This window comes from Kaistella sp. (assembly GCF_032060305.1).
Classification (GTDB): domain Bacteria; phylum Bacteroidota; class Bacteroidia; order Flavobacteriales; family Weeksellaceae; genus Kaistella; species Kaistella yananensis.
Map to the genome: position 1 here is coordinate 1 of NZ_DAMBHK010000032.1, position 25,616 is coordinate 25,616.

A 25,616-nucleotide genomic window follows, 5' to 3' on the forward strand; every position below is an offset into this window, starting at 1 on the left:
CCGTGAATGTTGAAAACGTAAATGCCGGTCGGGGAACGGTAAACCTTCCGGTTGGGACAGCTAACAATTACAATCCTGTAACGCTGGCGAACTCCGGAACTTCTGATACTTTTTCAGTGAAAGTTTCCGAAGGAATTGCGAACGCGCCAGGGGGTGCGGTAAATGCAACCTGGGACATCTCGGAAGGTACGCCAGGCGGAAGCAATGCCACCATTTCATTAGGCTGGAATGCTTCACAGCAGAATGGAACCTTTAACCCAAACAATGCGACCGTCGGACATTATGTAAACGGCGCCTGGACAGCAGAAAACTCCGGCGCGGTGAGCGGCAGCAATCCTTACTCCATTACAGGAACAGGTATCAGCAATTTTTCTCCTTTCGCGGTGATGAATCTTGGTGCGCTCGCAACCGCAGATCCGCTGAAAAAGAACATCTCCGTATATCCGAATCCGTTCAGGGAGGTACTTACCGTTACTGCAGAGGATAAAGCCACCGTACATTTCTACGATATGTCCGGCAAAATGGTGGGAAGCCACGCTTTGGTGAAAGGCACCAATGTGCTGAACCCGGCAGCGCTTAAAACGGGCGTTTACCTTTATCAGGTGAAAAACACTTCAGGAACTGTGATGGCCTCAGGCAAAGTGATTAAGAAATAATAATCACGGAAAAGCGGAGTGATTGGGAAGAGTGTTGCTCCGCTTTCATCACGCTTTGGCTTTCGGTAAGTCAGTGCATTTTTTAATTTTATAAAACCGGCTGATGACTGTTCAGCCGGTTTTCTTTTTTCAATACTGAGGGGTTTTGTTGCAGACCTGTTCGGGACTCCTTGCGGAACTGTTGCCAAAACACCGTTCTTTTGGCAAGGAGCCGGCAACAACTCCGCAACAACTCCCGAAGAAAATCTTCATTACTTTGTCAAAGTTTTAAACAGCATGACGATTACTTTGACAAAGTTCGAATCACAACCTCCATCCATTCTCAAAATAAACTTTGTTAAAGGTTGATGCGCATGTACAGAACTTTGACAAAGTAATATAGGAGCATCACTCAAAAGATGATTGAAAGATGGCTTCGATAACCTCAGCCACCGCGACATCCTCAGCCACCTGTAGAACCTCACTGAGCGGGGAAGAAAAAAATCATCCGCTGTGTTGACTGTATGATATTTTTTGAATAATATTGTAAGGCTGATTGGATGATAAAACAGCCTGCCCATGATTACCTACGAAATGTTTCCGCCTCATTTTCAGCACTGCATGCTGGCAGACTGTCCGCACAGTGAGGTATGTCTCCGCTTCCGCGCATTCAGTCTGGCCCCGGAAACTGCCCTTTCATTTACGCTGCTCAATCCCGGCATGCTCCGGACTCAGGATCTTTCGCAGTGCAGCTGGCTGCTTTCCCGTGAACCGCAGATTCATACCCGCGGTCTGAGTGCTGTATTGGGGAAACTTCCGTATACCACCGTGAAAAATATCCGGCAGGAACTTACCGGTATTCTCGGACAGAGTGCGTATTACCGACACCTGCGGAACGAACTTTGGCTCAGCCCGCCCCTACAGCAGCAGGTTTATGAAATTTTCTGCAAATATGGCGTTGAGGAGCATCTTGTATATCCCGAGTCCGGTTTCTTTCTCTGATTTTATTATTCTGTAAGGCTGAAACAAAATTTTCATACGTATGAAACAAAATTTTCAGAAGCATGAAACAAAATTTTCAGAGGAATGAAACAGAAGTTTCACAGTTTGCTCCGACTCTTCCAGAAACGCCGTCAACGTTGAATTCTTCAGTCAAACCGAGTGCTTTAGAATCCCCAAAGTGTCCGTTACCAGAAACAAATTACCTCCCGATGCCTGATGTACCCGAAGGCGCAGGTTCCACTTCCCAAAACCCTTTTATTTTTCTGTGTTTTTTTATGTTGATTTCCATGAACGCTTCATGAAGTATCCATGAAGCATCCATGAAGCATCTATGAAGCATCCATGGATCATCCTTTTTCTGCCCCTGTCTGACCCATCCTCAAATAGCGATGCAGGTTAATAAATAAATCCTGAGTTAACCATACACCTCCATTTTCGCAGGTAAAGTTTTTGTTATCGTTCTTCCATCTCCTTAGTCGGACTGGGGGACTTCAATGAATGAAATTTTAGTTTCGATGTTCTCATCACTTTATGGCTTCCCGTATCTGCATATCGCCAGATCTCCTTATTTTTCTAAAGGAATGCTGACCGCCGCAGATTGGCGGCGTGGCTGTTTAGATTTGATGCAGGAACTCACAGCAGTCGGCTTTATCCATTTGTTTTTTCAGCAGGCCGAATTTCCGCAGCTGGAAGATTTTAATTAGATTTGTTAACGTACACAAAATAAACAATGAAACCGGAAATTTACTACGGCGGCGATTTTAGTGTAGATCTCTCCCAGGTCAAAGCCATCAAGAAAGATTACGACACCAAAACCATCATCTTTGAATTGAAAACCCGCGCCGAGTTCGGGATTAATCCTTTTACACAAACGGAAGAAATGATCTTGGTTTCTGAAACTCCCGTTTCTACCATGCCCTACACCAGTACCGACTCCATGAATGCTTATTATGACGAAGTGGTGGAGGCGTGGAAAGAATATCTGAAGGAAAACGGGTAAAAACCGTTCTCACTATGTTGTTTGTTTAAACAACAAAAAGCAAAATTTAAAATATCAACAAGAGACTGACTAAATGCAAGGAAAACAACTTAGAAAATTAGAAGCCGAACTGTGGAGAGCCGCAGACCAACTTAGAGCAAACAGTAAACTGACTGCTTCGGAATACTCAATGCCTGTATTGGGACTGATATTTTTACGACACGCATACAACCGCTTTCAAAAAGTAAAAGTGGAAGTTGAAAAAGATTTGCCTGTGCATCCACAGCGTGGCAGACGACCTGTTACCAAAAAAGATTTTGAGGAACGCAATGCAATGTTCCTGCCCGACAACGCACAGTTTGACTACTTGGTTTCATTGCCCGAAAGTGCCGACATTGGCGAAGCGATAGACAATGCAATGAAACTGATTGAGGACGAATACGACAACCTCAAAGGGGTATTGCCCAAGAACTTTTCCATTTTCAGTAAAGACCTGTTGCGGGAACTGCTCCGCATATTCAATAAAGAAGTGTTGCAGAAAGCCGAAGGCGATTTATTCGGGAAGATTTACGAATATTTCCTCAACAAATTTGCAATGACAGGAGCACAGGAAGGCGGAGAGTTTTTTACGCCTATGAGTTTGGTGCAAACCATTGTAAACGTAATTGAACCCGACCACGGCATTGTGTTTGACCCTGCCTGTGGCAGTGCGGGAATGTTTGTGCAAACGGGTTATTTCATTGAAAGCGAAGGACTGAAACCTGCCGAGAAAGTTACTTTTTACGGACAGGAAAAAGCCGACCTCAATACCAAACTCGCCAAGATGAACCTTGCAGTGCACGGGCTGGAAGGCAACATACAGGAAGGCAATACTTTTTACGAAGACAAACACGACCTTGTGGGCGGTGCTGATTATGTAATGGCAAATCCTCCGTTTAATGTGGACGGTGTGGACAAAGCCAAAGATATTGTAAAGAAAGACCCACGCCTGATATTGGACGGCAAAGTAAACCTGCCCAAAAATGACAACGCAAATTATTTGTGGATTCAGTATTTCTACAACTACCTGAAACCAACTGGCAGAGCAGGTTTCGTTATGGCTTCTTCTGCCAGTGATGCTGGCCATAGCGAAAAAGAAATACGAGAAAAGCTAGTGAAGACAGGTGCTGTGGATGTGATGATGGCCATAGGTAACAACTTTTTCTATACCCGTTCATTGCCTTGCACCTTGTGGTTTTTTGACCGTGCAAAAGAAAGCGACAAAAAGAAAAGTGATAAAGTGCTGATGCTCGATGCCCGAAAAATTTACCGCAAGGTAACGAGTAAGGTAAACGACTTTAGCCCCGAGCAATTGCAAAACCTCATTTGCATTGTAAACCTGTATAGAGGCAATACCAAAAAGTTTGAATGCACGGTAAAAAGCTATTTGCAAACGTCTGCCGATTTAGCCAAAGAAACAGCCGAAGCAAGCACTGAACTGCAAAAGCAATTGCAGAAAGTATTGAAAACCGTTAGTGACTTTGCGACCAAATACGCCAAAGAAAACAAAGAAGCAAATGCATTTGTAGATGCTTTGAATATCGAAGAAACCGCAAGCATTTACGAGCAACAAAACAAGCTGATTGCCGAAGTGAAAAAAGCCAAAGCCGATATTGACATTTTAGAAAGCATTGCCCACTTGTGCAAAGCACTCCGCAAACCACAAGATAAACTCATTAAGCAATTGTTGGATGCCATAAGCACAGCCGCTAAAGAATACCAACTAAGCAAAAACAAAGACTGGAAAGAGTTGAACCTAAAAGAACAACTCGACCAACTGAAAGCCCTGCAACAGCAACTCAGCGGCAACCCCGATGAGGAAGAACCCGGCTTGCTGCACGAAACCGAATATTTCTACAAACAAGCCCATTGGCTCACGAGCCGTTTCCCCGAAGGCATTTATACCGATGTGGAAGGACTATGCAAAGTGGTAAACCAAAAAGAAATTGAAGCCAAAGACTGGAGCCTAAGCCCGGGCAGGTATGTAGGCGTGGACACCAGCACCGATGAGGACTTTGACTACGAAGAACGCTTGAACGAAATACACATAGAGTTGGATGGCTTGAACGAAGAGGCCATTGCCTTGGCAAAAACCATTTCTGAAAACTTTAAAGAGTTGGCGATATGAAATGGGAGCAAAAGAAATTAGCAGAACTCTGCAATAAATTAACAGACGGCACTCACGATTCACCAAAGTTGCAGCCGTCTGGTATGCCATTTATAAAAGGAGTTCACGTAAAGCAAGGTATCATTGATTTTGAAAATTGCGATTATATCACTTATGAAGAACACCAAAAGGTAATTAAAAGGTCAAAACCTGAAAGAAACGATATTTTATTAGCAAACATTGGAATTAATATTGGTGAATTGGGATATGTAAAAACCGATGATGAATTCAGTATTAAAAATGTTGCTTTACTTAAAGTTAATCAAGAAGCAATTGACAGTCGATATTTATACTACAATCTAAAAAATCCTTCACAGCAGGAAAGACTTCGTAATCATAAAGGTGGTTCTGCACAACCTTTTCTTTCATTAGAAACCTTACGAGGTTATAAGATTCAATTTCACAAATCAAATTCCACCCAACGCAAAATCGCATCCACTTTATCGGCTTATGATGATTTGATAGAGAATAATTTGAAGCGGATAAAGTTGCTGGAGGAGAAGGCGTTTTTGAGGTATAAGCAGATTGTGAGGGAGGAGAAAATGGCAGAATTTTTAATTGAAGAAGTATGTGAAACTTTAGGTGGTGGAACTCCAGCTACAGGTGATAGAAGATTTTGGGATGAAGGTGAAATACTTTGGTTTTCTCCAACAGATTTGACAAAACACCACTCAATAGTATTGTTAGATAGCGAAAAGAAAATAACTGAATTGGGACTGCAAAAAAGTTCCGCCAAGTTGGTTCCACCGAAAACAATTTTAATGACGAGCCGAGCCAGTATCGGTTATTTTGGATTGATAAACAAACCTGCCTCAACAAATCAAGGTTTCATCAACATTATTCCATTCAATGAGAATCACAGAGCATATATGCTTTTTGATTGAAGAACAGGAAGGAGGAAATTATTGGAAATGCAAATGGTTCAACATTTTTAGAGATTTCAAAAGGTAAATTCCGACAAATGAAAATCAAATTACCAAAAGACGAAAAAGTGTTGGTTGACTTTGAAAAGGAATTTGAAATTACATTCAACTTCATTGAAAACCTTTTAAAACAAAACACCAAACTCCGCGAGGCACGGGATATTTTATTGCCTAAACTGATGAACGGACAAATGGAGGTGTGAAAAATATTTTTTCTGAAAATTTGTCTTTTTCATTTTTTCAGACTATTTATTAGAAACGATAAGATTATGACACAAGAAATTGAAAACAGAATTAACGAACTCAAAGAATACGGTGATAAACAACGTGAACTGATTATTGGAATAAACAAAGCGATTGAAAGTGATGGCTTCTGTCCTTCTGATGGGCAATGGGCAGCCATTAGCTACATCTGCGAACAAGGTAAACGGGGATTGCAAGAATTGGAGAGGTTGGAAGAACTTAAAAAGAGATTTGAATAGATGAACCTTTTACAAGTCGATATAATCACCGGAATTCCAAAAGTAAAAAAAATTACAGTTCCAACAACTGATACCAGAACCAATAGAACAGTAAAATTATGAAAAGCAAAACAGCCTTTAAAACAATAGAAGATTTTCTCTATCGGGAAAATAAAACATTTGTAATACCTGATTATCAAAGAGGATACAAATGGGCTGTGAAAGAAAATGCAAAATCGCTTAGTGCGGTAGAAAAACTCGTAGATAATCTGCTTAATTCCAATAAGGAGCAACCCTATTTTTTACAGGGAGTTACAGTAGTTGAAGAGAATGATAATGTTATTCTGATAGATGGACAACAACGAACAACTACACTATATCTGCTGTTGTGGTGCCTCAATAAACAGTTGATTAAAAATATTCAACTGAAGTATGATATTAGAGAAAAGTCCAAAGAGTTTATTAATAATTTAAAAACTGATGACTTTGAATACAATTTATTCGATAATGAAAATAGCAATCAAGACGTGTTCTATTTTAAAAAAGCGATAGAACAGATTGAGAATAAAATAAAATCATTACAGGAAACTGAAAGAGGAAATTTTATATCATTTCTTTTGTCAAATGTAACGATTTTATATATCGTTATCGACCCAAATAAAGCTACAAAAACATTTACCATGATGAATGGCTCTAAAGCCAGCATGCTGCAAGAAGAATTGGTAAAGGCTGAAATACTTCGAAAAATCTCATTGCCCGATATAACCGCAAAACAGGTGTCGAGTTCGGTTGATGAGAATTTAAAAGATTTGAAAGAAATTATAGCAAAAGATTGGGAAACAAATGCGTTAAGAAGCCGCTATGCCCGCGAATGGGATAAATGGCTTTATTGGTGGAATAGACAGGATGTAAAAGAATTCTTTGGGACAGAGAAGCCTATGGGGATGCTTTTGGAATTATATTTTTGGAATAAATATAACTCTAAGATATCGTTTGATTTTGAAAGTTTTCGAGTTTTGCTCATTGAAAATGGTAACACCGAAAAGCAAAAGACAAAACTGGTTTTTAAAGAATTGCGGGATTTGCAAAAGTCATTTGAGGACATTTTTAGCATTCCTCGAATCCATAATTATTTGAAGATATCGCTGCTGTGCACCTCTAACAGTGAAGATAGGTTTGACATCATTAATTATTTCATGCAAAAAAAGCATGAAAATAAAATAGAAGATGATTATGCTAAATGGAGATTAGTAGGTGCGACTCACCGGCAAATTACAAAAGAAGATGAAGTAAGAGATGATGAGGGTCGTAAAGAAGAAAAGGCTAAGGCTTCGCTAAATCTACTATCTCAACAATACGTATATCAAAATGCACCCGATTTAGCCTTAAAGCAACTCCTCCGTTTAAATGTGGAAGAGGATAATAAACTGTATGATGGCGGGGGGCGGAAATTTGATTTTAAAATATTCGGAAACAAATCTTTGGAACATATTCACCCTAAATCAAAGGCATATCATAAAGAAGAAATTATTAATAGTGAAGGAGATGCTGTGACTATTTATAAAACTGGTAATGATGAAATATTAGAGGGTGGTGAGCCTAAAGGAGCTGAATGGTTAAATCGTGATATTATGGAAGAAAACTGTAGCGAACATTCTATTGGGAATCTACTTTTGTTGGACAAAAATGAAAATTCAAAGTTCAACGACAGCCCATTTATTGATAAAAAGAATATTTATTTCAATATTAATGAAAATTTTAAAAGCAGAAATTTACTGCACACAATCTCTGTTTTTGCTAAATCAAATTGGACTAAAGATGACATTCTGGAGAATCAAAGAATGTTTATTAAGAGATTTAAAACGGTGTATGGTATTAAAGACAATAATGAATAAGGTATGACAATAAATAACTTCAGGCTTGAAAGTGGACATGAATATATGCTGAAGCAAATATTTAATGGCGAAAACAGAATTGTAATACCTGATTTGCAACGAGATTACTGCTGGGGGGATAAGGCATGGAATAAAGACGCAAATAATTACACAGAACTTGTTTCAAGTTTCTTGGATAGTCTTATTTCGGCTTTTAATGAAAAGCCAAATGATAAATTAACCTTAGGTTTGATTTACGGTTATGAATCCCCTCATTTTACGATTCAGCTTTGTGATGGTCAACAGCGTTTAACTACACTTTTTCTTTTATTAGGAATGATAAACCGAACAACAGGCAATAATACTTTTAAAAACATACTAATTTCTGATAAAGAATTAGCTGATGATAGAGAGCCAAATTTGCTATATGCCATTCGGGAAAGCACACTTTATTTTCTAAGTGATTTGGTATGCGAATTCTTTTTAAGAAATGACACGAGTGTTGAAGATATCATCAATAAAGATTGGTATTTCAGGGAGTATGACCTTGACGCCTCAATTCAAAGTATGCTGGCTGCTCTAAAAACAATTGACAATAAATTAGTCCACATTGATAGTATAAAGTTTGGAGAATTTATAATAAATAATCTTCAAATGCTGTACTATGATATGGGCCATAGAACAAGAGGAGAAGAGACGTTTGTTGTTATTAATACCACAGGAGAACCGTTGACAGCAACTGAGAATTTAAAACCAATTTTGATTGGTAATATTACGGATCATCAACAGAGAAGAATAGCCGCCGAAAAATGGGAAGATAGAGAAGAATGGTTTTGGAAAAATAAAAGAGCCGATGAACAAACTTCTGATGAAGCTTTAAAAGATTTTTTTATTTGGTACTGGCAAATCCGATTACTACAGGAAAAGTCGTGGAAAGATAAAAAATCGTATACCCTTAATCCAAATGAACTTTTCCAAAAAAAACCAATCGTTGGCGCAGAACAGGAAGAAAACCCTGACATTAGTAAATGGGAGGAGAGTAAAAATCTTGATTTGGTGCACAAATACTTCAAAGCACTAGAATTACTTGTTGAGCAATGTAAAGATCAAAAAATACAAAAAGTTTTAAAAACTATTAATAATGAAGAAATTTCGCTTTCGTGGTTTAGGTCGAGTAAGGTAAGCTTAGACGTTGTATTACCATTAGTTGCTTACGTCACTAAATTCAAGAACCCACAAAACTTGTATCAGTTTGTTCGCAGAATTAGAAGGAACTTTTTTGACAGACAGTTTAAAGAAAGGGAGATGAACTTTTTAGATTGGAGGTACATTATCCAAATCATTAATTCTTCCTCTACCGAAGAATCGATTCTAAAATTCCCAACTAAAAACGAGAATGAATTTAAGTTAATTCCGAATGTTCCGCTGAATGAATGGTACAATGATGACGAAAAACAGAAGGACATATTAAAGAAAGACCACAAAATCGAAATTGAGCAATGGGAAGATCATGATGAACTCAATGGCTCCCTAGATATTTTATGGAGAGCAAATGGTGAAGATCTTCTTAATTACGACAAAATAAAGCAGTATTATAAGACATTCAGTATTCTTTCGGATTGTTTGGTAGTAGAAAAATCGAAATCAGATCCTATTTTATCTAATTTTTTCAGACTATACAAACTACTAATAGGCTACCCTGCAATTGGACATATCGATTATTGTTCATGGGACATGGAAGGAGCTTGGTTTTCATGGCGAGACATTAAATCAAATGAGTTTTTATCATACTTATATGATGAAAACATAATTTCATTAATAAAAATCGATTCTTCTAATCTAGAAGCTGAATTGGTAAAAAGAATAAAGTCTAATGTCAAAGAAATATCTTTAACTGAAATGAATGATGATAATTTTAATGTGGCGAATCATTTGAAAGCATGGTTATTCATTAAAGTACTTTATTCAAACAGTAAAAAAGAGTTATTATCATTTAATGATAGAAATGGAATTGCCAGCTATAAAAAGTGCCAGCAAAATAAGCTAAATATGGATATGGAATTTTCTTTGGCAAATTCGATTTGTGGATATGCAATAAAAAACCCTGCAAATAGAATTGACTATGCCAATAATGAACGGTGGGGAAATGGTAATGACATAGATACAATTATTGGGAACTCTATAACTTTTACTGAATTTCACAACAGAATAACAAATCCAATTGCAAAGGAAAAAATTAAAAGTATAGAAGACGAAATAAATAGTCTCGTTAGTTCTTTTTTAAAAAATTATTAATCTCCAACTAAGTTTTAATTTTAAGTAACTGGATGAGCTACGAATACTCAGAAGATAATCTAATATAACAAACAGCGATTGAGTTGACTAAATAGATGAACAGACACCAAACCGAAATACAATTACAAAAACTGTTTGGCTTCAGGCAGTTTCATGATTTGCAGTGGCAGGTCATTGAAAATCTGTTGGCAGGAAGGCGTGTGCTGTTTATTGAGAAAACAGGATTTGGAAAATCCCTGTGCTTTCAGTTTCCTGCCACTCAGTTAGATGGTGTAACCATTGTATTCTCTCCGCTTATTGCACTGATGCGTGACCAGGTGCGGAGCATGCAGGACAAAGGCATCCGTGCAGCAGCGATAAATTCCAATCAGGAAGATGACGAGAATGCCGCTATCATTGCCAAAGCCCAAAACAATCAATTAGATATTCTCTACATAGCCCCGGAACGCATGGAGAATGCCACATGGATTACGGCTGCCAGAGAAATGAAAATTGCCATGGTGGTGATTGATGAAGCCCATTGTATTTCCATGTGGGGGCAAAGTTTCCGCCCTAATTACCGAAGGATTGTAAACCTTGTTCGATTATTGCCAAAGAATTTTCCAGTTTTGGCTACTACCGCCACAGCCACCCCACGAGTGCAGGAAGATATTATTCAACAAGTTGGCACTGATTTGATTCCCATTCGTGGGCAATTGATGCGTTCCAATATCCGCTTGTTTGTGGTGCATGTGGAAAGTGAAGATGAAAAATTCTTCTGGTTGGCAGAGTATTTACCTAAACTGAAAAAAGCGGGAATAGTCTATACGGGAACGCAGGCCAATACTGATATTTTTTCCAATTGGTTACAGTTTTTAAAATTTAATTCTGCTGCCTACAGCGGTCGGTTGGATGCCGAAAGCCGTATGCGGGTAGAAACTGACTTCAACAATAATAAATACGATTGTGTGGTTTCCACGAATGCCCTGGGGATGGGTATTGACAAGCCGGATATCCGGTTTATCATTCACACCCAGGTGCCGCAATCGCCCATACATTACTATCAGGAAATTGGTCGTGCCGGTCGTGATGGTCAGGAAGCCTTTGCTATTCTTTTGTATAATCCCAATGAGGATGCTGAATTACCAAGGGCTTTTATTGATGGCAGCAAACCGGCTGTTTCTAAGTATGAAAAAGTAATTTCTGTTACCAAAAAAGCGTTGTTTGGCAGAAATGAGATTATCAAAGCAACCAATTTGAAACAAACGCAGGTAAGTGTCATCCTTGCCGACCTGATTGACCAAAGGATTATCAATGAGCAGATAAGCGGTAAAAGCAAAAAATATTTCTTCAATCCCGATGCTCCGGCATTAGACCTCACCGCCTTTGAAACCCTTAGGAACGCGCAGAATCAGGAATTGGAAAAGATGTTGGAATACACAGGTATTTCGTCATGCCGAATGCAATATCTGTGTAATTATCTGGGAGATGAAAGGCAGGGAGCTTGTGGCGTTTGCGATAATGATGCACGTCATCATATGCGTGTTGTGGTAACAGATACCCAAAAACATCAACTGCAGGAATTCAGGGAAACTTTTTTCCCGGTACTGGAAGTAGAAACTACAAAGAGTAAAATTGTTAATGGTGTCGCAGCATCTTATTATGGCGTTTCCAATGTGGGCGCAGCACTCCGGCATTCGAAATATGAAGGTGGTGGCGATTTCCCCGATTGGTTGCTTCGCTTAACCCTAAAGGCATTCAGAAAATATTACGGCAACACCAAGTTTGATTTGGTACTTTATGTTCCGCCAACAGAGTCAGGCGAACTGGTAAAAAACTTTGCTGAGAAAATTTCACGAACTTTGGGCATCCCGATTTCACACAAATTGGTTAAAACGGCAGAAACATCTCCTCAAAAAATATTTCAAAGCGGTATTTCCAAAAAGGACAATGTACATGGGAAGTTTGCCTATCAAAATCCTGCTGAAATTGAGGAAAAAAGCATTTTACTGATTGATGACATCTTTGATAGTGGCTACACGATTAAAGAAATTGGACAATACTTAACAAACATAGGAGCAACTTCTATTGCCCCTCTTGTAATTGCAAGAACGGTAGGAGGCGACATTTAAAAAGAATTGAAAAATGAACGAATACATAGATAAAACATATTGGATTGCGATAGCCCATTTACCAAAATGGCATACTGAACGAACAAATCGTTTAATTATTCAAGTAGTGCATGAAAAGAAAATGTCATGGGCTGATTTTTTTGAATTGGATAAAACGGGTTGGCGCGAGTTATTTGCTTTCAACGAAAAAGAACTGGCAGATTTGGAATATGCAAAAAGTGATATGCCACGCTTGGCTTTCATCGCAGAACAATTACAAAACGAAGGATTTCAAATTATCCCTATAAATTCACCCGATTATCCTGTGGTGCTTAAAGAAAATCTAAAAATCAAAAGTTCACCTCCGGTTTTATATATCAAAGGCAGAAAAGGATTACTTCAGGAAGATGCTGTGGCAATTGTAGGTTCGAGAAAAGCAGGAAATAAAGCCCTTGAGTTTACCGACCATGTAGCTAAAAAAAGTGTGAAAGAGTTTAAGGTTGTTGTAAGTGGTTTTGCAAAAGGAGTTGACAAACAAGCGTTGGACAGCACAATTGAAGTCAATGGAAAAAGCATCATTGTCCTGCCGCAGGGAATTTTGACTTTTCAGTCGGGCTTTAAAAAATATTACGAACCCATTGTAAATGGCGATGTATTGGTCTTAAGCACATTCTTTCCAAAAGCAGGTTGGGATGTTGGATTAGCCATGGCAAGAAACGCTTACATCTATGGTTTGGCAAATGAAATTTATGTAGCAGAATCAGATAGTAAAGGTGGCACATGGGAAGGTGCTATGGATGGTTTGAAAAGACAGAGAAAAATTTATGTGAGAATCCCAGAGCCAAAAGAGAAAAATGCAAATTTAAAACTGGTAGAGTTGGGAGCATTGCCTGTGAACATGGATGGAGAAATTGTTGACTCAAAGGTTTTGACTTCAAAAGAATTATTTGAAATAGGCACTAAGAATGAAGTGAACGAACCGCCTGCAACTTATGAAAATGGTAAACGCAACATTGAAAAAGACATACTTGAATTATTAAACAAAGGCACTTATACATCAAAGGAAATTTTACTGGCTTTGAAATTAGATTGGGATAGCAGAAAACTTACAAGTTTTTTAAAGAAGAATCCCAACGTAAAAGCTGTAGCAGGTAAACCAGCAAAGTTTACCCGAAATGATGTTGTATCGGCTTCATTATTTGGATAACATGACTTGGGAATACTCAGAAGATAATTTAATAGAACAAACAGCGATTGATTTATTTTTCAATCACCTGGGATGGGATACGCTATTGGCTTACAACAAAGAAGGCTTTGGCGAAGGCAGTACCTTGGGCAGACTGAACAAAAAGGAGGTGGTGCTGAGAAAGATATTCTTTGAAAAAATCAAGGAGTTCAATCCGGGCTTACCCCAGAAAGCGTATGAAGAAGCCTACGAAAAACTGACAGAAGAAAGCATCACCAAGTCTTTAGCTGAAATCAATTATGAAAAGCACCAATTACTCCGCAATGGTATTCCCGTGGATTTCATCAACGAAAAGGGTGAACAGGTCAAGAACAAAACGCTAAAGGTTTTCGATTTTGACAATGCCGACAAGAACAACTTTTTAGCTGTTCGCCAACTGTGGTTGCAAGGCAAAAGCAATCGGGAACGAAGACCCGATATTATCGGTTTCGTAAATGGCATTCCGCTATTGTTCATTGAACTCAAAGCCGCACACCGCAAATTAGAAAATGCCTACAACGATAATTTCACCGACTACAAAGACGTTATTCCAAAACTATTCTATTACAACGCTTTTGTAGTGCTGAGTAATGGCATTGAGAGTCGTATTGGCAGTGTTACAGGCAAGTACCAGCACTTTCACGAATGGAAACGAATAGCAGAAGAAGACGACGGAATTGTGGCCTTAGACAGAATCATTGTTGGCGTTTGCGAGAAGAAACGTTTTTTAGATTTGTTCGAAAACTTCATACTGTTTGACAACTCATTGGGTAAAGTGGTAAAACTCATTGCCCGAAACCACCAGTTTATTGGCGTAAACAAAGCCATTGAAAACATTCAGCACAAAGAGCAACTCTATAAACTGGGCAAAATCAGTTTAGAGGAAAAACAAAAATTGGGTGTGTTTTGGCATACACAGGGAAGCGGTAAATCTTACTCAATGGTTTTTTTCTGCCAAAAAATCCACCATCAGTTTACAGGCAGCTATACGTTCTTAATCGTAACTGACCGTAATGAATTAGATACACAGATTTACGGAACTTTCAGCGGAATTGGTGCAGTTCCGCAAATAAAATCGGGTTCAAAAGATTCATTGAAAGCTAACAGCGGAAAGCATTTGAAAGAATTATTGAGTTCGGAACATCGCTATTTATTTACACTCATACACAAATTCAATTTTGAGGAAGAAATAACCAGAAGGGATAACATCATTGTCATTTCAGATGAAGCACACCGAACACAGGGAGGAAATTTAGCAATGAACCTGCGAAACGCCTTGCCTAATGCTTCATTTATTGGTTTTACAGGAACGCCGCTTTTCAAGGATGATGAAATTACCAAGCGTATTTTTGGTGATTATGTTTCCCGATACGACTTCAAACGAAGTGTGGATGATGGTGCAACCGTCCCACTTTACTATGAAAACAGAGGTGAGTACCTGAAGTTGGATAATCCGAAAATCAACGACAACATACGAACGCTGCTAGAAAAGGAAGAGCTGGAAAGTGATGAACGCAGTAAGGTTGAAAAGTTAATCGCCAGAGAATATCCAATTTTAACCGCCAAAAAAAGGCTGAATGATATTGCGAAAGATGCTGTTTGGCATTTCTGCAACAGAGGCTACAAGGGAAAAGGGATGTTTATCGCACTGGATAAGCTTACGGCAGTAAGGATGTATGACCTGATTACCGAGCATTGGAAAAAGTATGTAGAGCAATTGGAAAAAGAGGTTTCCAAAGGAAAATATGGCGACCAGGAATTATTGGAGAAAAGCCGTGAACTGCAATGGATAAAGGAAACGGAAATTTGTGTGGTGGTGAGTTCAGAGCAAAATGAAATTCAAAAGTTCCAGAAATGGGATTTGGACATCGAACCGCACCGGGAAAAAATGAACACCCAAGACCTTGAAACAAGGTTTAAAGATGAGGATGATCCTTTCCGTTTCGTGATTGTTTGTGCGATGTGGATCACTGGTTTTGATGTTCCTACGTTGTCCACCTTATATTTAGACAAGCCTTTGAAATCGCATACCTTAATGCAGGCTATTGCAAGAGCCAACCGTATCAGCGAAGGAAAAAATAATGGTCTGATAGTGGACTATATTGAAACCTACACTGCGTTATTAGACGCATTGGCAATTTATGGTGCAGGGGGTGAAAATAGCAAAGATGGTGGTGAAAAACCCGAAACACCAGTAAAGCCAAAAGAGGAACTCATTATGCTGTTGGAAGAAACATTGCACGCCACTGAAACCTTTTTACGGGATGAAGTAAATTTCGATTTGCAGGAACTTATCAAAGCAGACGGTTTACATAAACTGGCTGCAATGGAAAAGGCGGTCAATGCGGTTTATACAAACGATGAAACCAAACGTAAATTTCAGGTTCTGGCAAGAGCCGTTTTTAAGAAATATAAAGCCCTGCAACCCGATAAAGTTCTATATCAGTATGCTCAAAGAAAAAATGCCATAGATGTTATCTACACGGCTATTGAGAACAATATTGTAAGTGCTGATGTAGCTGACATCATGCGCAAAATTCAGAATGTGGTAGATAATTCCATAGAAAATATGGTTGCAGAACCCGGACACAATGAAGAGAAAATCATTGACCTGAGCGGTTTGGATTTTGACTTATTGGAACAATACTTTTTGAAAACCAAGAACAAGAATACTGCAGTTCAATCACTGAAAGAGAAAGTTGAAAAGCAACTAAAGAGAATGGTAGAACGCAATCCGATGACTGTAGACTTTTATAAACGCTACCAGGAAATCATTGAAGAATACAACAGGGGAAAAGACGAAGCTGTAATCAAAGAAACATTCAGAAAGCTGATCGAACTTGTTAACTCTTTGTCACAAGAAGAAGCAGATACCAGAAGAGAGGGACTTACTGACGAGCAAAAAGCCATTTTTGATATTTTGCGACACGGCAAAAAGTTGGAGGATAAAGAGAAAAACGAAATCAAGAAAATCTCTGTTCAACTACTGGAAGATCTGAAACAGGAAAAATTAAAAGTGGATCAATGGGCTGATAAATCTGTAACAGCAGCAGCCGTATTTAATACGGTAAGCAAGACTTTATTTGAAACATTGCCTTATCCGTCCTATCAAACAGATGAAATCGACTTAAAAACAAACCTGGTATATGAATACCTGAAGCATCAATATTTTGGCGGAGGAATGAGTGTTTACGGACATTATTAATCTTCGCTAAAGGATTGCTGTTTTGCTAATGACATGCAAGTTGAGTTGAAATGCCGCTTGAAGTAGACTATAGACCGAGCAACTATTTCCCTAAGCCAGTTCTGTTTTTTATCAAGTCTCTACCGCTAACCGCCACCCTTTGTCTCAGTGCCTTCCTACTTTTGAAAAAAACATCATGAAAGAAAAACTGGAAGAACTGTTAGTCCTGCTCGATAAGATCAACGATAAAATAAGGTGGCTGACAGAGCATGAACCGCAGCATGGGGCGGAGAAGCCGTTTTATGCCTCAAAACGGGACTATCTGAATCATCTGCTGGAATTTCTGAAAGAAGAATTGGGTGCGCTGACTGAAACATTTAAACTTTCCAGCCAGTCGGCGCTGGTATTGGCGGTACTGCTTAGGCTGCATATTAAAAGCGGCGGTCTTAAAAGGCAGTTCATACATTATGCTGATATCGAAAAAGCCCTGGGTCTTTATATGGAAACCCGTTTTGTTTTTGCGCTCAGGGCATCTCTGTTTGATCTGGAAGAACGCAATATCATTGAGATCAGAGAGACCGGCCATTATCTGGTGAGGATCCTGAATCCTTCAAGCACCAGTCCCAATGACTATTACCTGCTGCCTGCAAAACCTTCCTTTGTTCCTTTTGCCAACAGCACGTTTGAATTCACAGGTTCCTTTATTAGTAAGCTTAATTCATACTGATGGTCACTTTTACAGAATTCTGGCAGCTGCTGGAGAAGGCCGGTGACCGCATTGGCTGGTACAGCTGTCTGCGCTACGGTCCTGAAAATGAGAAGGAAAGTGCCCGAATAGTGCAGCATCCTCTTGAGGCACTGGAAGCACATTTGGAAGAGGAGCTCGAGTTACTGTCCATTCAGTTTTCAATATCCAAACAAAGTGCACTGGTATTGCTCGCTCTGCTTTTGACCTGGATGAGTACAGACGGTATCGATCATTATTTGGTCAATGCAGAACAGTTAGCTTCAGTATTAAGTCTGGATGCTTTAGACCTGATCAATTTTGGCGATGAATTCGCTGAACTTCAGGAGAAGGAAATTATCAAAATCAGTGATCTTCCTCTTTCTCTCGTCAATACCCTCTGCCGGATTGATCCCATTTTTGCTGATTACAACGGATTGAATGAAATGCCGTCGCGCTGCCCATTGTTCAGTTGGCGTTTTGAACTGACGCAGGATTTCTGTGAAAAACTGAAAAGCCTTTAGCTCAACGCCACCGTTTGTCGGCCAATGCCAGTAGCTTTGCATCAACAAAAACACAAGTGATGAAAAATGAACTGATGACCCACCTTATTAGGGTAGCAGAAAAACTGAACAACACCTATTCGGACGAATGCGTACTGGATGAAATTGTGTGCAGGCTGAGCAAAGAACTCGCCGTCCTGGCAAATCTGTGGAAATGTACTGAACCTGAGGCAGTGCTGTTGGCGGCCATCATCATCAGGAATACCGACCGGATTTTTGAGCAGTGTACTTTTTCGGATATTTCAAAGGTATTGGGAATCAGTAATCTGGAACTTATTCGTCATTATCACCTCCTGCAAAACCTTCGGGAGCGTGGATTCATCAGCACTGAAGAACTGCAGATGGATAAACTGACGGTAATTAAGCTCCAGGGAATCAGCACTGCGGTAAAACCGGAGATCGCGGAACTGGGCTGGCATTATCAGCTGAGTGCATCAACTGCCGCACAGCTTTTCTTTTAGTTTTTTTCCTGAAATGATAATCCATCATCGTCCTGAACTCAGCCACTCCCGTAATGGCTTTCTTTTTTTAAGGAGGTAATGGATGGTTTCGCTGAAGGTAGGCTTAGATTCCAGCTTAAAAGGAATGATGATATTTCCTGAACGGTCAGTTACTCCGAAACAGTGTCTGTCTTTCTTTAAAACAGCTACTGCAAAATAATCTAAGCCCAGATAATCTCCGCTGAGATAGTTCGGTGGTATTACCATATTCCCCAACCGGTCGGTGAAACCCCAGAGTTTGCCATCGATGCTTACGGCGGCGTATTCTAAATTATAAGGCTCCACCCGGCGGAAACTGTGCGCGCCGACGGGGAGGTTTTCAAAATTGTAGAGCCTCCAGCGTTTCTGTAATTTCCCCCAGAAATGCAGACCGAATGCGGGCTTTATCGCCTCATAGATGGGCGGAATGATGATTTCAAATCTTTCGGACTGAATGCCGGCGCGGCCCTGCACGGTAAAAATAAAGAAACTGCCGTAGAGTTTTTCACCAAGTTCATGAAAATAGATGGGGCGGCCTGCTTCACTGATGTAATATTTCATTTTTTAAGCGAAAATAGGCCGGCAGAATATCAAACCGTGGCGTTCTGCATAAAAAAAATCTCAGTAAGGAAGCCGTTTTAATATCTCCCGATACCCGTCACAGTTTGTCTGTTCACTGTCACATCTTTGTAGGATTAAAAAAAACACAGATGATGAAAATTAGCCTACACGATTTGCTGCTGCGCCACGAGGTAGTGGTTCCGCAAAAGCATGACCTGAAGTTTGAAAGAAATATCGAACGCTTTATACCATTTTCCGAGAACAGGATAAAAAGACTTACATTAGATGATGTTGTCATGAGTGAAAGAGCAGACGGTAAAATGGTCATTCATTCAGGTGGAGGGCAACTCCTGTTTGCTGTAACGCTGCTGTGCGCGCTTGTTGGAAGGCTTTACGATTCAGATGAAAATATTCCGGTTGGCGCCAGACTGATTTTCCGTGATATGGTGAAAGATGAGTGCCGGTACAAACTGCAGATGGAAGGCAGGGTATGGGGGTTTCTCCGGGATTTTGTCATCAACCGTATACCGCCAGGCAAAATCTATCCAACTAAGGCCGGCAAATTCTGGCTGTCTGTTTACCGCTTATTTGCTTTTACTGTTTCTGAAAGGGAAGCGGATGAGATTCAGTGGCTGATTGAAGCTTTAAGCAAAGCTGAGTGTCGCGTTCATCAAGTTTATTTAAATTAAAACTTTGCTTTGAAAATTCTGTTTATTTCCGATACACCACTTCAGCACCTTCTAAACAGATGGACCTGTTTTGGCGGCCGCAGATCTTATTTTTGGTGAAATGAAAAAATATTCTACGGTTGTTATTGTCGGAATCCGGCTGCTTCAGATCCGCACAGAAAACGCTTACCAGCTTGAAATATCTGACAATGCAGGCATTTCCTGGCAGCAGAAATTCAGCGGTTCAGGCGTGGTAGGCAGGTTCTATGGTCTGGCAGTAAAAGGAAAGGTAGTTTTTGCGGAAACTTCGGAAGGTAAATTCCGTTCACATGATGAGGGCCTTTCTTGGATCAGGATCAGTGCTTAGTATTCTGCCGGATGTTTTCCCCAGACCAACAGATCAATTCTTTTTCTAATCTTTTCTCCATCCCACCCTGTGGGTAGTGAGTATGGAAACGGAATGGGGTTGCCAAAACGGTCTGCTACAAAATGCCTTTCTTCATCGGTCATGTCATCGGCCTGCCAGTTCTTAGAGATTTCTGCCCGCCCGGTTTCGGGGTTAAAGTTTGAAATTTTGAAGTCAGAAATAAAAGGAAATACTATATTTTGATGCAGGTCAATGATGCCGAAGTCAATTTTCTGGAAATCTTTGGTGAAGCACCTGAAGGTCTCAGAACAAAAGACAGCATCGTCGATATATCTCTCACGGTCATAGAAAAGACCGGAGGCTTTTCCTGTGCAGAAATAATCACCCACAATTTCTGCATATTCCCAATCGAAGTCGAGTATTGTTTCCTCTTCCCAATTGATTATTCCATATTTTCCATCCTTACAGACTGCAATATATTCTTCGTTAAAATTGCTGATAAAGTCGTAGCGAAAAGGGAGGAGAATTTCATTTTTGAGATTCAGGATGCCATATTTCTCATTTTTGCAGGCAATGATTTTTCCCCCGGTGGGGTAGCGGCAGTTATCATATTCAAAGGGGATGATAGTTTCATGTTTTCGGGTAATGATTCCCCATTTTCCGTGAAGACGGATGACAGAAATATCTTCTTTAAATATCGCGTAGTGATCATAAATCAACGGAATGACCACTTCTCCTTGCCGGTTAACAAAGCCGCCGAGCTGGTCCACATGCACAAAACCGTATCCTTGATCATCAAAAAAAGTAACGTCGTCCCATCTTTGGGGTTCCTCTCCGTTGTGGAGTTCACGGTATTCTACACTTTCATCAGTGTCGCGGGGTTGGAGGGTTTGCATCATGACAGAGTAAAAATTCTGTCGATGCCTTCCTTAAAAATTAGATTTCTGCCGTAGGAAGGATGAAATATAAATTCTTTGTCAAGTGCCAGATCCTTGATTTTAGATTCTGCTTTTCTGCCAACTGAGATTATTTTCTTAATATTGAAAAGTTCGATCAGTTCATTCAAATATCCGAATCCAATTTCAATCTCTTGTTTATTTGGTGTTCTGTTACTACGAGTATCATTTGATTTATGAGGGTGAAATGGATAAATATTCCACAGTAGAGGAAACTCGTTTGGTTTTATTTTTTTGATATGGGTCCAAACAATGTTACTTGAGTTTTCAAATTCAAGTTGATCCTTTTTGTTAATGAATTTGTATTTCTCACTGTTAAAGAAAGGTAAATCAACCATTATCTTTTCGCAGGTGAATGGAATTCCTGTGAGTCTGCATCCTCTGTGTCCTGGTGCTTCACCTACAATCAAAACCTTACTGTTCAAACTTTTTATTTTATTCAAATAAAGCATAAGGTTATGTCTTCTAATTTCACTTTCCAAACTCTCACCGTGGTAAAGATTAGTATACGTATCAGTGCACTCCACGGATGACAGCTTCCCGATAAAATTTTCAATATTTTTCATCATTTATATTTTCTCAAAGCTACAAAATCAAAACGTCTAAACAGGGCGGTGATCAGTAAGTTCTAATAAACCTCTCATTTTGTCTCTTCTGCACTTCAGCTTTGTTGATTCAGTACACTAAGAAATGAAATCAATATATAATCTTAATTAAACCAAACCCATTATGAATCAGTTTGTAGAAAAATACTTTGAAAAAGCAGAAGAAAGTGAAAGAAAGCGCAGTGGGTTAGATCGGCTAAGACTTGCTGCAAATGATTCATCAAGAAAGAAGGCAATCAAAATATTGATTCTGTTCTTACCGCTTCTGCTGGCTTTGTACTTTCTTTCGGTCATTACTGTACTCTTAATCGCGTTTTAGTAAGTAAACCGCCATGTTTTGTCGTTTATCTTTTCTATATTTACAGTCTCAACCTTAACCTTAACCTTAACCTCAACACACGCCATGGCAAAAAACGAACAGATCCTGCGCATTAAATTTATTGAAATCCTTCTCAGAGAAAGAAAAGACAGAGGCGCCTCATACGAAGAAATTGAAGAATATCTGGAAGATAAGTTTGCCGATAAAGACCTTGGTGAAGTTTTAAAGTTCAGCAGGAAAACCTTTGAACGGGATAAAAAAGCCATTGCCGAAATTCTGGGAATTGAAATTTCCTATTCCAAAAAAAAGAATGCCTATTACATTAGCGGCGAAGAACTTGAAAATTCACAGGAGAGCGTGTTTGATAACCTTCTTTTGGTTCAGGCCTACCGCGAAACGAAAGACAAAACAGATATTATGTTTTTCGAAGACCGCAAACCCCGCGGGCTTCATCACCTGCACGGTTTGGTTCATGCCATTATGAACCGCAAACTGATCTCAGTACATTATCAGAGTTTTTCCATGGAGGATCAAAAGACCGTTGTGCTCGAGCCTTACGCCCTTAAAGAGTTCCGTTACCGCTGGTATCTGTTGGCCAGAGCGTTCAGTAAAAACGATTCCTCGTCGGACATTACCGAAAATGTAAAGGCCTATGGATTAGACCGGATTTCAGAACTTGATATCAAAAGCTCCACCTTTAAGCGCCTGAAATATGAGGTATCGACAGCGTACCGTGACCTGTTCGGAATCGTCTCCAAAAATGATCACCCCCTCGAAGAAATTATATTAAGTTTCGATGCGCATCAGGGACAGTATATCAAATCGCTGCCGCTGCACCATTCTCAGGAAATTATGACGGATAATGAAACAGAACTGCGCATCCGGCTGAAACTTTACCCCACTTACGACTTCAAACAGGAAATTCTGTCCCATGGGGAAAGGGTGACGGTAATTTCGCCTGAAAGTTTCCGGGAAGAAATAGCCAACGAATACAGAAGAATTCTTCAAAAATACCAACAGTAATATGTTTTTCCCTACTGCGGCCTGAGGTTCTTTAGGGTGAAAAAACGTCGGTCCCCTAAGGGTCGAAGGCGGGGGGCTCCTTTTTTTTCTTAGTCCGGCGGCTCTTTTTCCAGAAATTTCCTTACCTTTAAAATTCAGTGCCTGTTTTATTCATCCATTGGGCTTGGCGACAGCTCAGTTTTGGCAAAACGTCAGAAAGTCACCATTTAAAACTCCTTTAACGCTTTACTGAAAACACATTCCCGAGGTTGAGCCGTAGTTGCACTGTACCAAAGGTTGGTCTCCTTAAAGGGTAAGGAAAGTCTCCCTAAGATATAAGGCATCAGTAAGAAATCCCATAGCCATTAAATACTTTGGTAAAAACAACCAGGCACTCCCAGAAAGATACGCATGCGCAGCCCTTGATTGAGCGTCACATCATAGCGCAGTTGGCTTAATTTCAATTTCAAAAAACATTAATACATTTACAGGCAAAATATTTCCCATGACCCAACGTTTCCAGGACCAGAACCACCGCCTCAGCCATTTCCAGGATCACGTTGATGTGGTATGTCCGGGTTGCGGCAAAAAGGCAACGGCCACTGCAGACCACGAAAAGAAAGAGGCCCGAATCAACTGTCTGCACTGTGGCTATTCGAAAATCACCGGTACAGCGATAGAAGTGCTGGGCATGCGTGGACATCTGAATGTGGCAGCAAATGCATATTTCGACGCGGAACTGTGGTACACGGCACCTTTTAAGAATGAAGCGTTCGTCGCATTTAACCGCGAACATCTGGATTATCTGGAAGCTTATATTTCTGCCATGCTGCGCGAACACAAAGACCGGACCCACTTTACCCTTCTTGAAAAACTGCCTCGCTTTTACCACGAAGCCAAAAACAGGGATACCCTGCTGAAGCTTATTGCCAAGCTTAAAAACAAAAAATGAAACTCAGAGTCTTTTTATTTCTTTATGTAACCAAGGTAACAGCAAACCGGAGGGATTTAAACGAACTTTGTAAAAAAAAGAAATGAACAGCATTTGCCCCTCCCATCTTTCCTCGTCACCAGAAGATTTTCTGCTTCTCGATATCCGCGAGCGGTTTGAATTCGATACCTACCGCGGAGTTTTCCCAAATCTGAAGAATATCCCTTTCAGTGAATTCGATGAGAAACTTCCGACTTTGGATAAAAGCAGGAAAACATTACTCATCTGTAACAACGGACTGCGCAGCCGAACCGCCGTGCAGTTTCTTACCGAAAGAGGCTTCAGCGATGTTTCCTATGTGACGGGCGGTCTGGTGAAATGGCAGCAGAACGGTCTGCCGATGACGGGTACTCCGCCGGATTTCATATCGCATTCCTTGTCAGATTCTAAGGACTGTTCTGCCTGAAAAATCAGCAATTAAACTTAAAATAATTTTGGGAAAAATCTTCCGGTCCTCCTACGGTAGTCCGCATAGGTGGGATATTTCTTCATGAGCTGCTATTCCTCGTAAGTGGATTTCAGATAGAAGAGCAGCGGCAGCGATGGCAACTCCCATTGCCGCAAATACTCATCCCGCAACGGTAGGTGCAGCCGACACTTTCACCCGCTGCAGCCATTCCTACACATACCCGGCGAAAATATAAACTGCAGCCCAACGAAATCCTGCGCCGTTTTCTTCATCGTCAGTCGTTTTGGATGAGGTTACGGATTTACCGCAATGCTGAAAATTCCTCTCAGTTCATCTACGCCGTAACCGGTGGCTTTATCGTCCGGGTAAATTGATTTGATTTTCTGATGGGTTTTTTCCGCCAGCTCTTTACCGGGTGTTCCGTGGCACTGTAGGCACATCGCGTTTGTGACGATAGGGGAATAATAATAGCCGTCTTTCAGCAGACCTTCAGGCTTTTTACCGGCGGCAAGCATGGCTTTATAGGTGGTGATGACCGCGAGTTCTGAAGGATTTGCGGCATTGTCGGGATTCCGGTACTGATCCGACACTCTTTTAATGCTTACGTTATATTTTTTAGAAATACTGTTCGTCAGCGGTATTGCATTGATGTTGCAGAATTCCAGTGCGTTTTCGGGCCCACCTTCGGCGATTTTCTGTTTCAGTTGAGAGCCGAGGAGCTGCTGGGCTTCCACGGCGTAGTTTTTCAGAATTTCCCCGTCCGGAATCGCTTCACTTTTCCCCGCCGGTATTTCAGTTGTTGTGTTTTCAGCGACGTTGGTCTGCTGTTTCTGGCAGCTTAAAGCCGTGATTAAAAAAGCTCCAACTGCAAAAATGGTTACCTTGTTCATGGTTGTGTTTTTTGTTAAAATATTAAAATATGTCAATCAGATTAATTTATAGGAGACCGATTTCTGGCTTATTATTCACTTAAAAGCCCGTCAATCTCTTTAAAAAAAGAATCTTTGCTGTAATCCGCCATCCCGGCGTGGTGAAGGCGGATTTTTCCGGTTTTGTCGAGCACCACCGTTGTCGGAAGTGACCCGTTGAAATAAGCCG

Annotated in this window: 26 protein-coding genes; 22 read left to right on the forward strand and 4 right to left on the reverse strand. The window is 40.2% G+C overall.

Annotation, left to right across the window (positions count from 1 at the left end):
* The 16 genes from V5N63_RS06195 to V5N63_RS06270 form a co-directional block, all read left to right on the forward strand.
* A partial coding sequence (locus V5N63_RS06195) for a T9SS type A sorting domain-containing protein (protein WP_332033250.1) occupies positions 1–656 on the forward strand: 656 nt, incomplete at its 5' end.
* A 558-nt stretch (positions 657–1,214) separates the two neighbouring features.
* On the forward strand, positions 1,215–1,637 hold the full coding sequence (locus V5N63_RS06200; protein WP_332033251.1) for a DUF6078 family protein: 423 nt from the start codon (positions 1,215–1,217) through the stop codon (positions 1,635–1,637).
* Between the two features lie 494 nt (positions 1,638–2,131).
* Positions 2,132–2,341 (forward strand): hypothetical protein, encoded by a 210-nt coding sequence (locus V5N63_RS06205; protein WP_332033252.1) that lies wholly within the window; start codon positions 2,132–2,134, stop codon positions 2,339–2,341.
* 26 nt (positions 2,342–2,367) lie between these two features.
* Positions 2,368–2,637: a hypothetical protein gene (locus V5N63_RS06210; protein ID WP_332033253.1), complete on the forward strand. Its 270-nt coding sequence runs from the start codon at positions 2,368–2,370 to the stop codon at positions 2,635–2,637.
* Between the two features lie 73 nt (positions 2,638–2,710).
* Entirely contained in the window at positions 2,711–4,783 is a 2,073-nt protein-coding gene (locus V5N63_RS06215) for a class I SAM-dependent DNA methyltransferase (protein ID WP_332033254.1), read from the forward strand.
* Positions 4,780–5,706: a restriction endonuclease subunit S gene (locus V5N63_RS06220; protein WP_332033255.1), complete on the forward strand. Its 927-nt coding sequence runs from the start codon at positions 4,780–4,782 to the stop codon at positions 5,704–5,706. The genes V5N63_RS06215 and V5N63_RS06220 overlap by 4 nt, the downstream gene beginning before the upstream one ends.
* A gap of 77 nt (positions 5,707–5,783) precedes the next feature.
* A complete protein-coding gene (locus tag V5N63_RS06225; RefSeq protein WP_332033256.1) occupies positions 5,784–5,948 on the forward strand; it encodes a hypothetical protein in 165 nt (54 codons plus the stop codon).
* Between the two features lie 66 nt (positions 5,949–6,014).
* Positions 6,015–6,227, forward strand: coding sequence for a hypothetical protein (locus tag V5N63_RS06230; RefSeq protein ID WP_332033257.1), 213 nt, complete (start codon positions 6,015–6,017; stop codon positions 6,225–6,227).
* Between the two features lie 98 nt (positions 6,228–6,325).
* Positions 6,326–8,101 carry a DUF262 domain-containing protein gene (locus tag V5N63_RS06235; RefSeq protein WP_332033258.1) on the forward strand — a complete coding sequence of 592 codons (1,776 nt, stop codon included), beginning with the start codon at positions 6,326–6,328 and terminating at the stop codon, positions 8,099–8,101.
* Positions 8,102–8,104: 3 nt separating this feature from the next.
* Positions 8,105–10,375 carry a DUF262 domain-containing protein gene (locus V5N63_RS06240; protein ID WP_332033259.1) on the forward strand — a complete coding sequence of 757 codons (2,271 nt, stop codon included), beginning with the start codon at positions 8,105–8,107 and terminating at the stop codon, positions 10,373–10,375.
* Between the two features lie 95 nt (positions 10,376–10,470).
* Positions 10,471–12,486, forward strand: a complete 2,016-nt coding sequence (locus V5N63_RS06245; protein WP_332033260.1) for a RecQ family ATP-dependent DNA helicase — start codon at positions 10,471–10,473, stop codon at positions 12,484–12,486.
* A 13-nt stretch (positions 12,487–12,499) separates the two neighbouring features.
* The gene (locus V5N63_RS06250; RefSeq protein WP_332033261.1) at positions 12,500–13,672 is read left to right on the forward strand and encodes a DNA-processing protein DprA; all 1,173 of its coding nucleotides are present in this window, start codon (positions 12,500–12,502) and stop codon (positions 13,670–13,672) included.
* Between the two features lies 1 nt (position 13,673).
* On the forward strand, positions 13,674–16,895 hold the full coding sequence (locus tag V5N63_RS06255; protein ID WP_332033262.1) for a type I restriction endonuclease subunit R: 3,222 nt from the start codon (positions 13,674–13,676) through the stop codon (positions 16,893–16,895).
* 175 nt (positions 16,896–17,070) lie between these two features.
* Positions 17,071–17,601, forward strand: coding sequence for a hypothetical protein (locus V5N63_RS06260; RefSeq protein WP_332033263.1), 531 nt, complete (start codon positions 17,071–17,073; stop codon positions 17,599–17,601).
* Positions 17,601–18,122 (forward strand): hypothetical protein, encoded by a 522-nt coding sequence (locus tag V5N63_RS06265; protein WP_332033264.1) that lies wholly within the window; start codon positions 17,601–17,603, stop codon positions 18,120–18,122. Before V5N63_RS06260 ends, V5N63_RS06265 begins: the two co-directional genes overlap by 1 nt.
* Before the next feature lie 59 nt (positions 18,123–18,181).
* Positions 18,182–18,622: a hypothetical protein gene (locus tag V5N63_RS06270; RefSeq protein ID WP_332033265.1), complete on the forward strand. Its 441-nt coding sequence runs from the start codon at positions 18,182–18,184 to the stop codon at positions 18,620–18,622.
* A gap of 24 nt (positions 18,623–18,646) precedes the next feature.
* On the opposite strand, the gene V5N63_RS06275 is transcribed toward V5N63_RS06270, so the two are convergent.
* On the reverse strand, positions 18,647–19,201 hold the full coding sequence (locus V5N63_RS06275; protein WP_332033266.1) for a WG repeat-containing protein: 555 nt from the start codon (positions 19,199–19,201) through the stop codon (positions 18,647–18,649).
* Positions 19,202–19,350: 149 nt separating this feature from the next.
* Here V5N63_RS06275 and V5N63_RS06280 point away from each other — a divergent pair, with 149 nt between their 5' ends.
* Together V5N63_RS06280 and V5N63_RS06285 are read left to right on the forward strand one after the other, a co-directional pair.
* Positions 19,351–19,890, forward strand: a complete 540-nt coding sequence (locus tag V5N63_RS06280) for a hypothetical protein (protein WP_332033267.1) — start codon at positions 19,351–19,353, stop codon at positions 19,888–19,890.
* 100 nt (positions 19,891–19,990) lie between these two features.
* Positions 19,991–20,236 carry a hypothetical protein gene (locus V5N63_RS06285; RefSeq protein WP_332033268.1) on the forward strand — a complete coding sequence of 82 codons (246 nt, stop codon included), beginning with the start codon at positions 19,991–19,993 and terminating at the stop codon, positions 20,234–20,236.
* On the opposite strand, the gene V5N63_RS06290 is transcribed toward V5N63_RS06285, so the two are convergent.
* Both V5N63_RS06290 and V5N63_RS06295 read right to left on the reverse strand, forming a co-directional pair.
* On the reverse strand, positions 20,233–21,135 hold the full coding sequence (locus tag V5N63_RS06290) for a WG repeat-containing protein (RefSeq protein WP_332027512.1): 903 nt from the start codon (positions 21,133–21,135) through the stop codon (positions 20,233–20,235). The two genes, V5N63_RS06285 and V5N63_RS06290, sit on opposite strands and share 4 nt — an antisense overlap.
* Positions 21,132–21,761 (reverse strand): uracil-DNA glycosylase, encoded by a 630-nt coding sequence (locus V5N63_RS06295; RefSeq protein ID WP_332027510.1) that lies wholly within the window; start codon positions 21,759–21,761, stop codon positions 21,132–21,134. The genes V5N63_RS06290 and V5N63_RS06295 overlap by 4 nt, the downstream gene beginning before the upstream one ends.
* A gap of 160 nt (positions 21,762–21,921) precedes the next feature.
* Between V5N63_RS06295 and V5N63_RS06300 the strand changes: the two genes are divergently transcribed.
* The 4 genes from V5N63_RS06300 (at position 21,922) to V5N63_RS06315 (ending at position 24,515) form a co-directional block, all read left to right on the forward strand.
* On the forward strand, positions 21,922–22,116 hold the full coding sequence (locus tag V5N63_RS06300; RefSeq protein WP_332027509.1) for a hypothetical protein: 195 nt from the start codon (positions 21,922–21,924) through the stop codon (positions 22,114–22,116).
* Positions 22,117–22,200: 84 nt separating this feature from the next.
* The gene (locus V5N63_RS06305) at positions 22,201–23,139 is read left to right on the forward strand and encodes a helix-turn-helix transcriptional regulator (protein WP_332033269.1); all 939 of its coding nucleotides are present in this window, start codon (positions 22,201–22,203) and stop codon (positions 23,137–23,139) included.
* 484 nt (positions 23,140–23,623) lie between these two features.
* On the forward strand, positions 23,624–24,070 hold the full coding sequence (locus V5N63_RS06310; protein ID WP_332033270.1) for a hypothetical protein: 447 nt from the start codon (positions 23,624–23,626) through the stop codon (positions 24,068–24,070).
* 82 nt (positions 24,071–24,152) lie between these two features.
* Positions 24,153–24,515 (forward strand): rhodanese-like domain-containing protein, encoded by a 363-nt coding sequence (locus V5N63_RS06315; RefSeq protein WP_332033271.1) that lies wholly within the window; start codon positions 24,153–24,155, stop codon positions 24,513–24,515.
* A gap of 296 nt (positions 24,516–24,811) precedes the next feature.
* On the opposite strand, the gene V5N63_RS06320 is transcribed toward V5N63_RS06315, so the two are convergent.
* Complete coding sequence (locus V5N63_RS06320; protein WP_332033272.1) at positions 24,812–25,408, reverse strand: Tll0287-like domain-containing protein; 597 nt, start codon at positions 25,406–25,408, stop codon at positions 24,812–24,814.
* Positions 25,409–25,616: the final 208 nt, after the last annotated feature.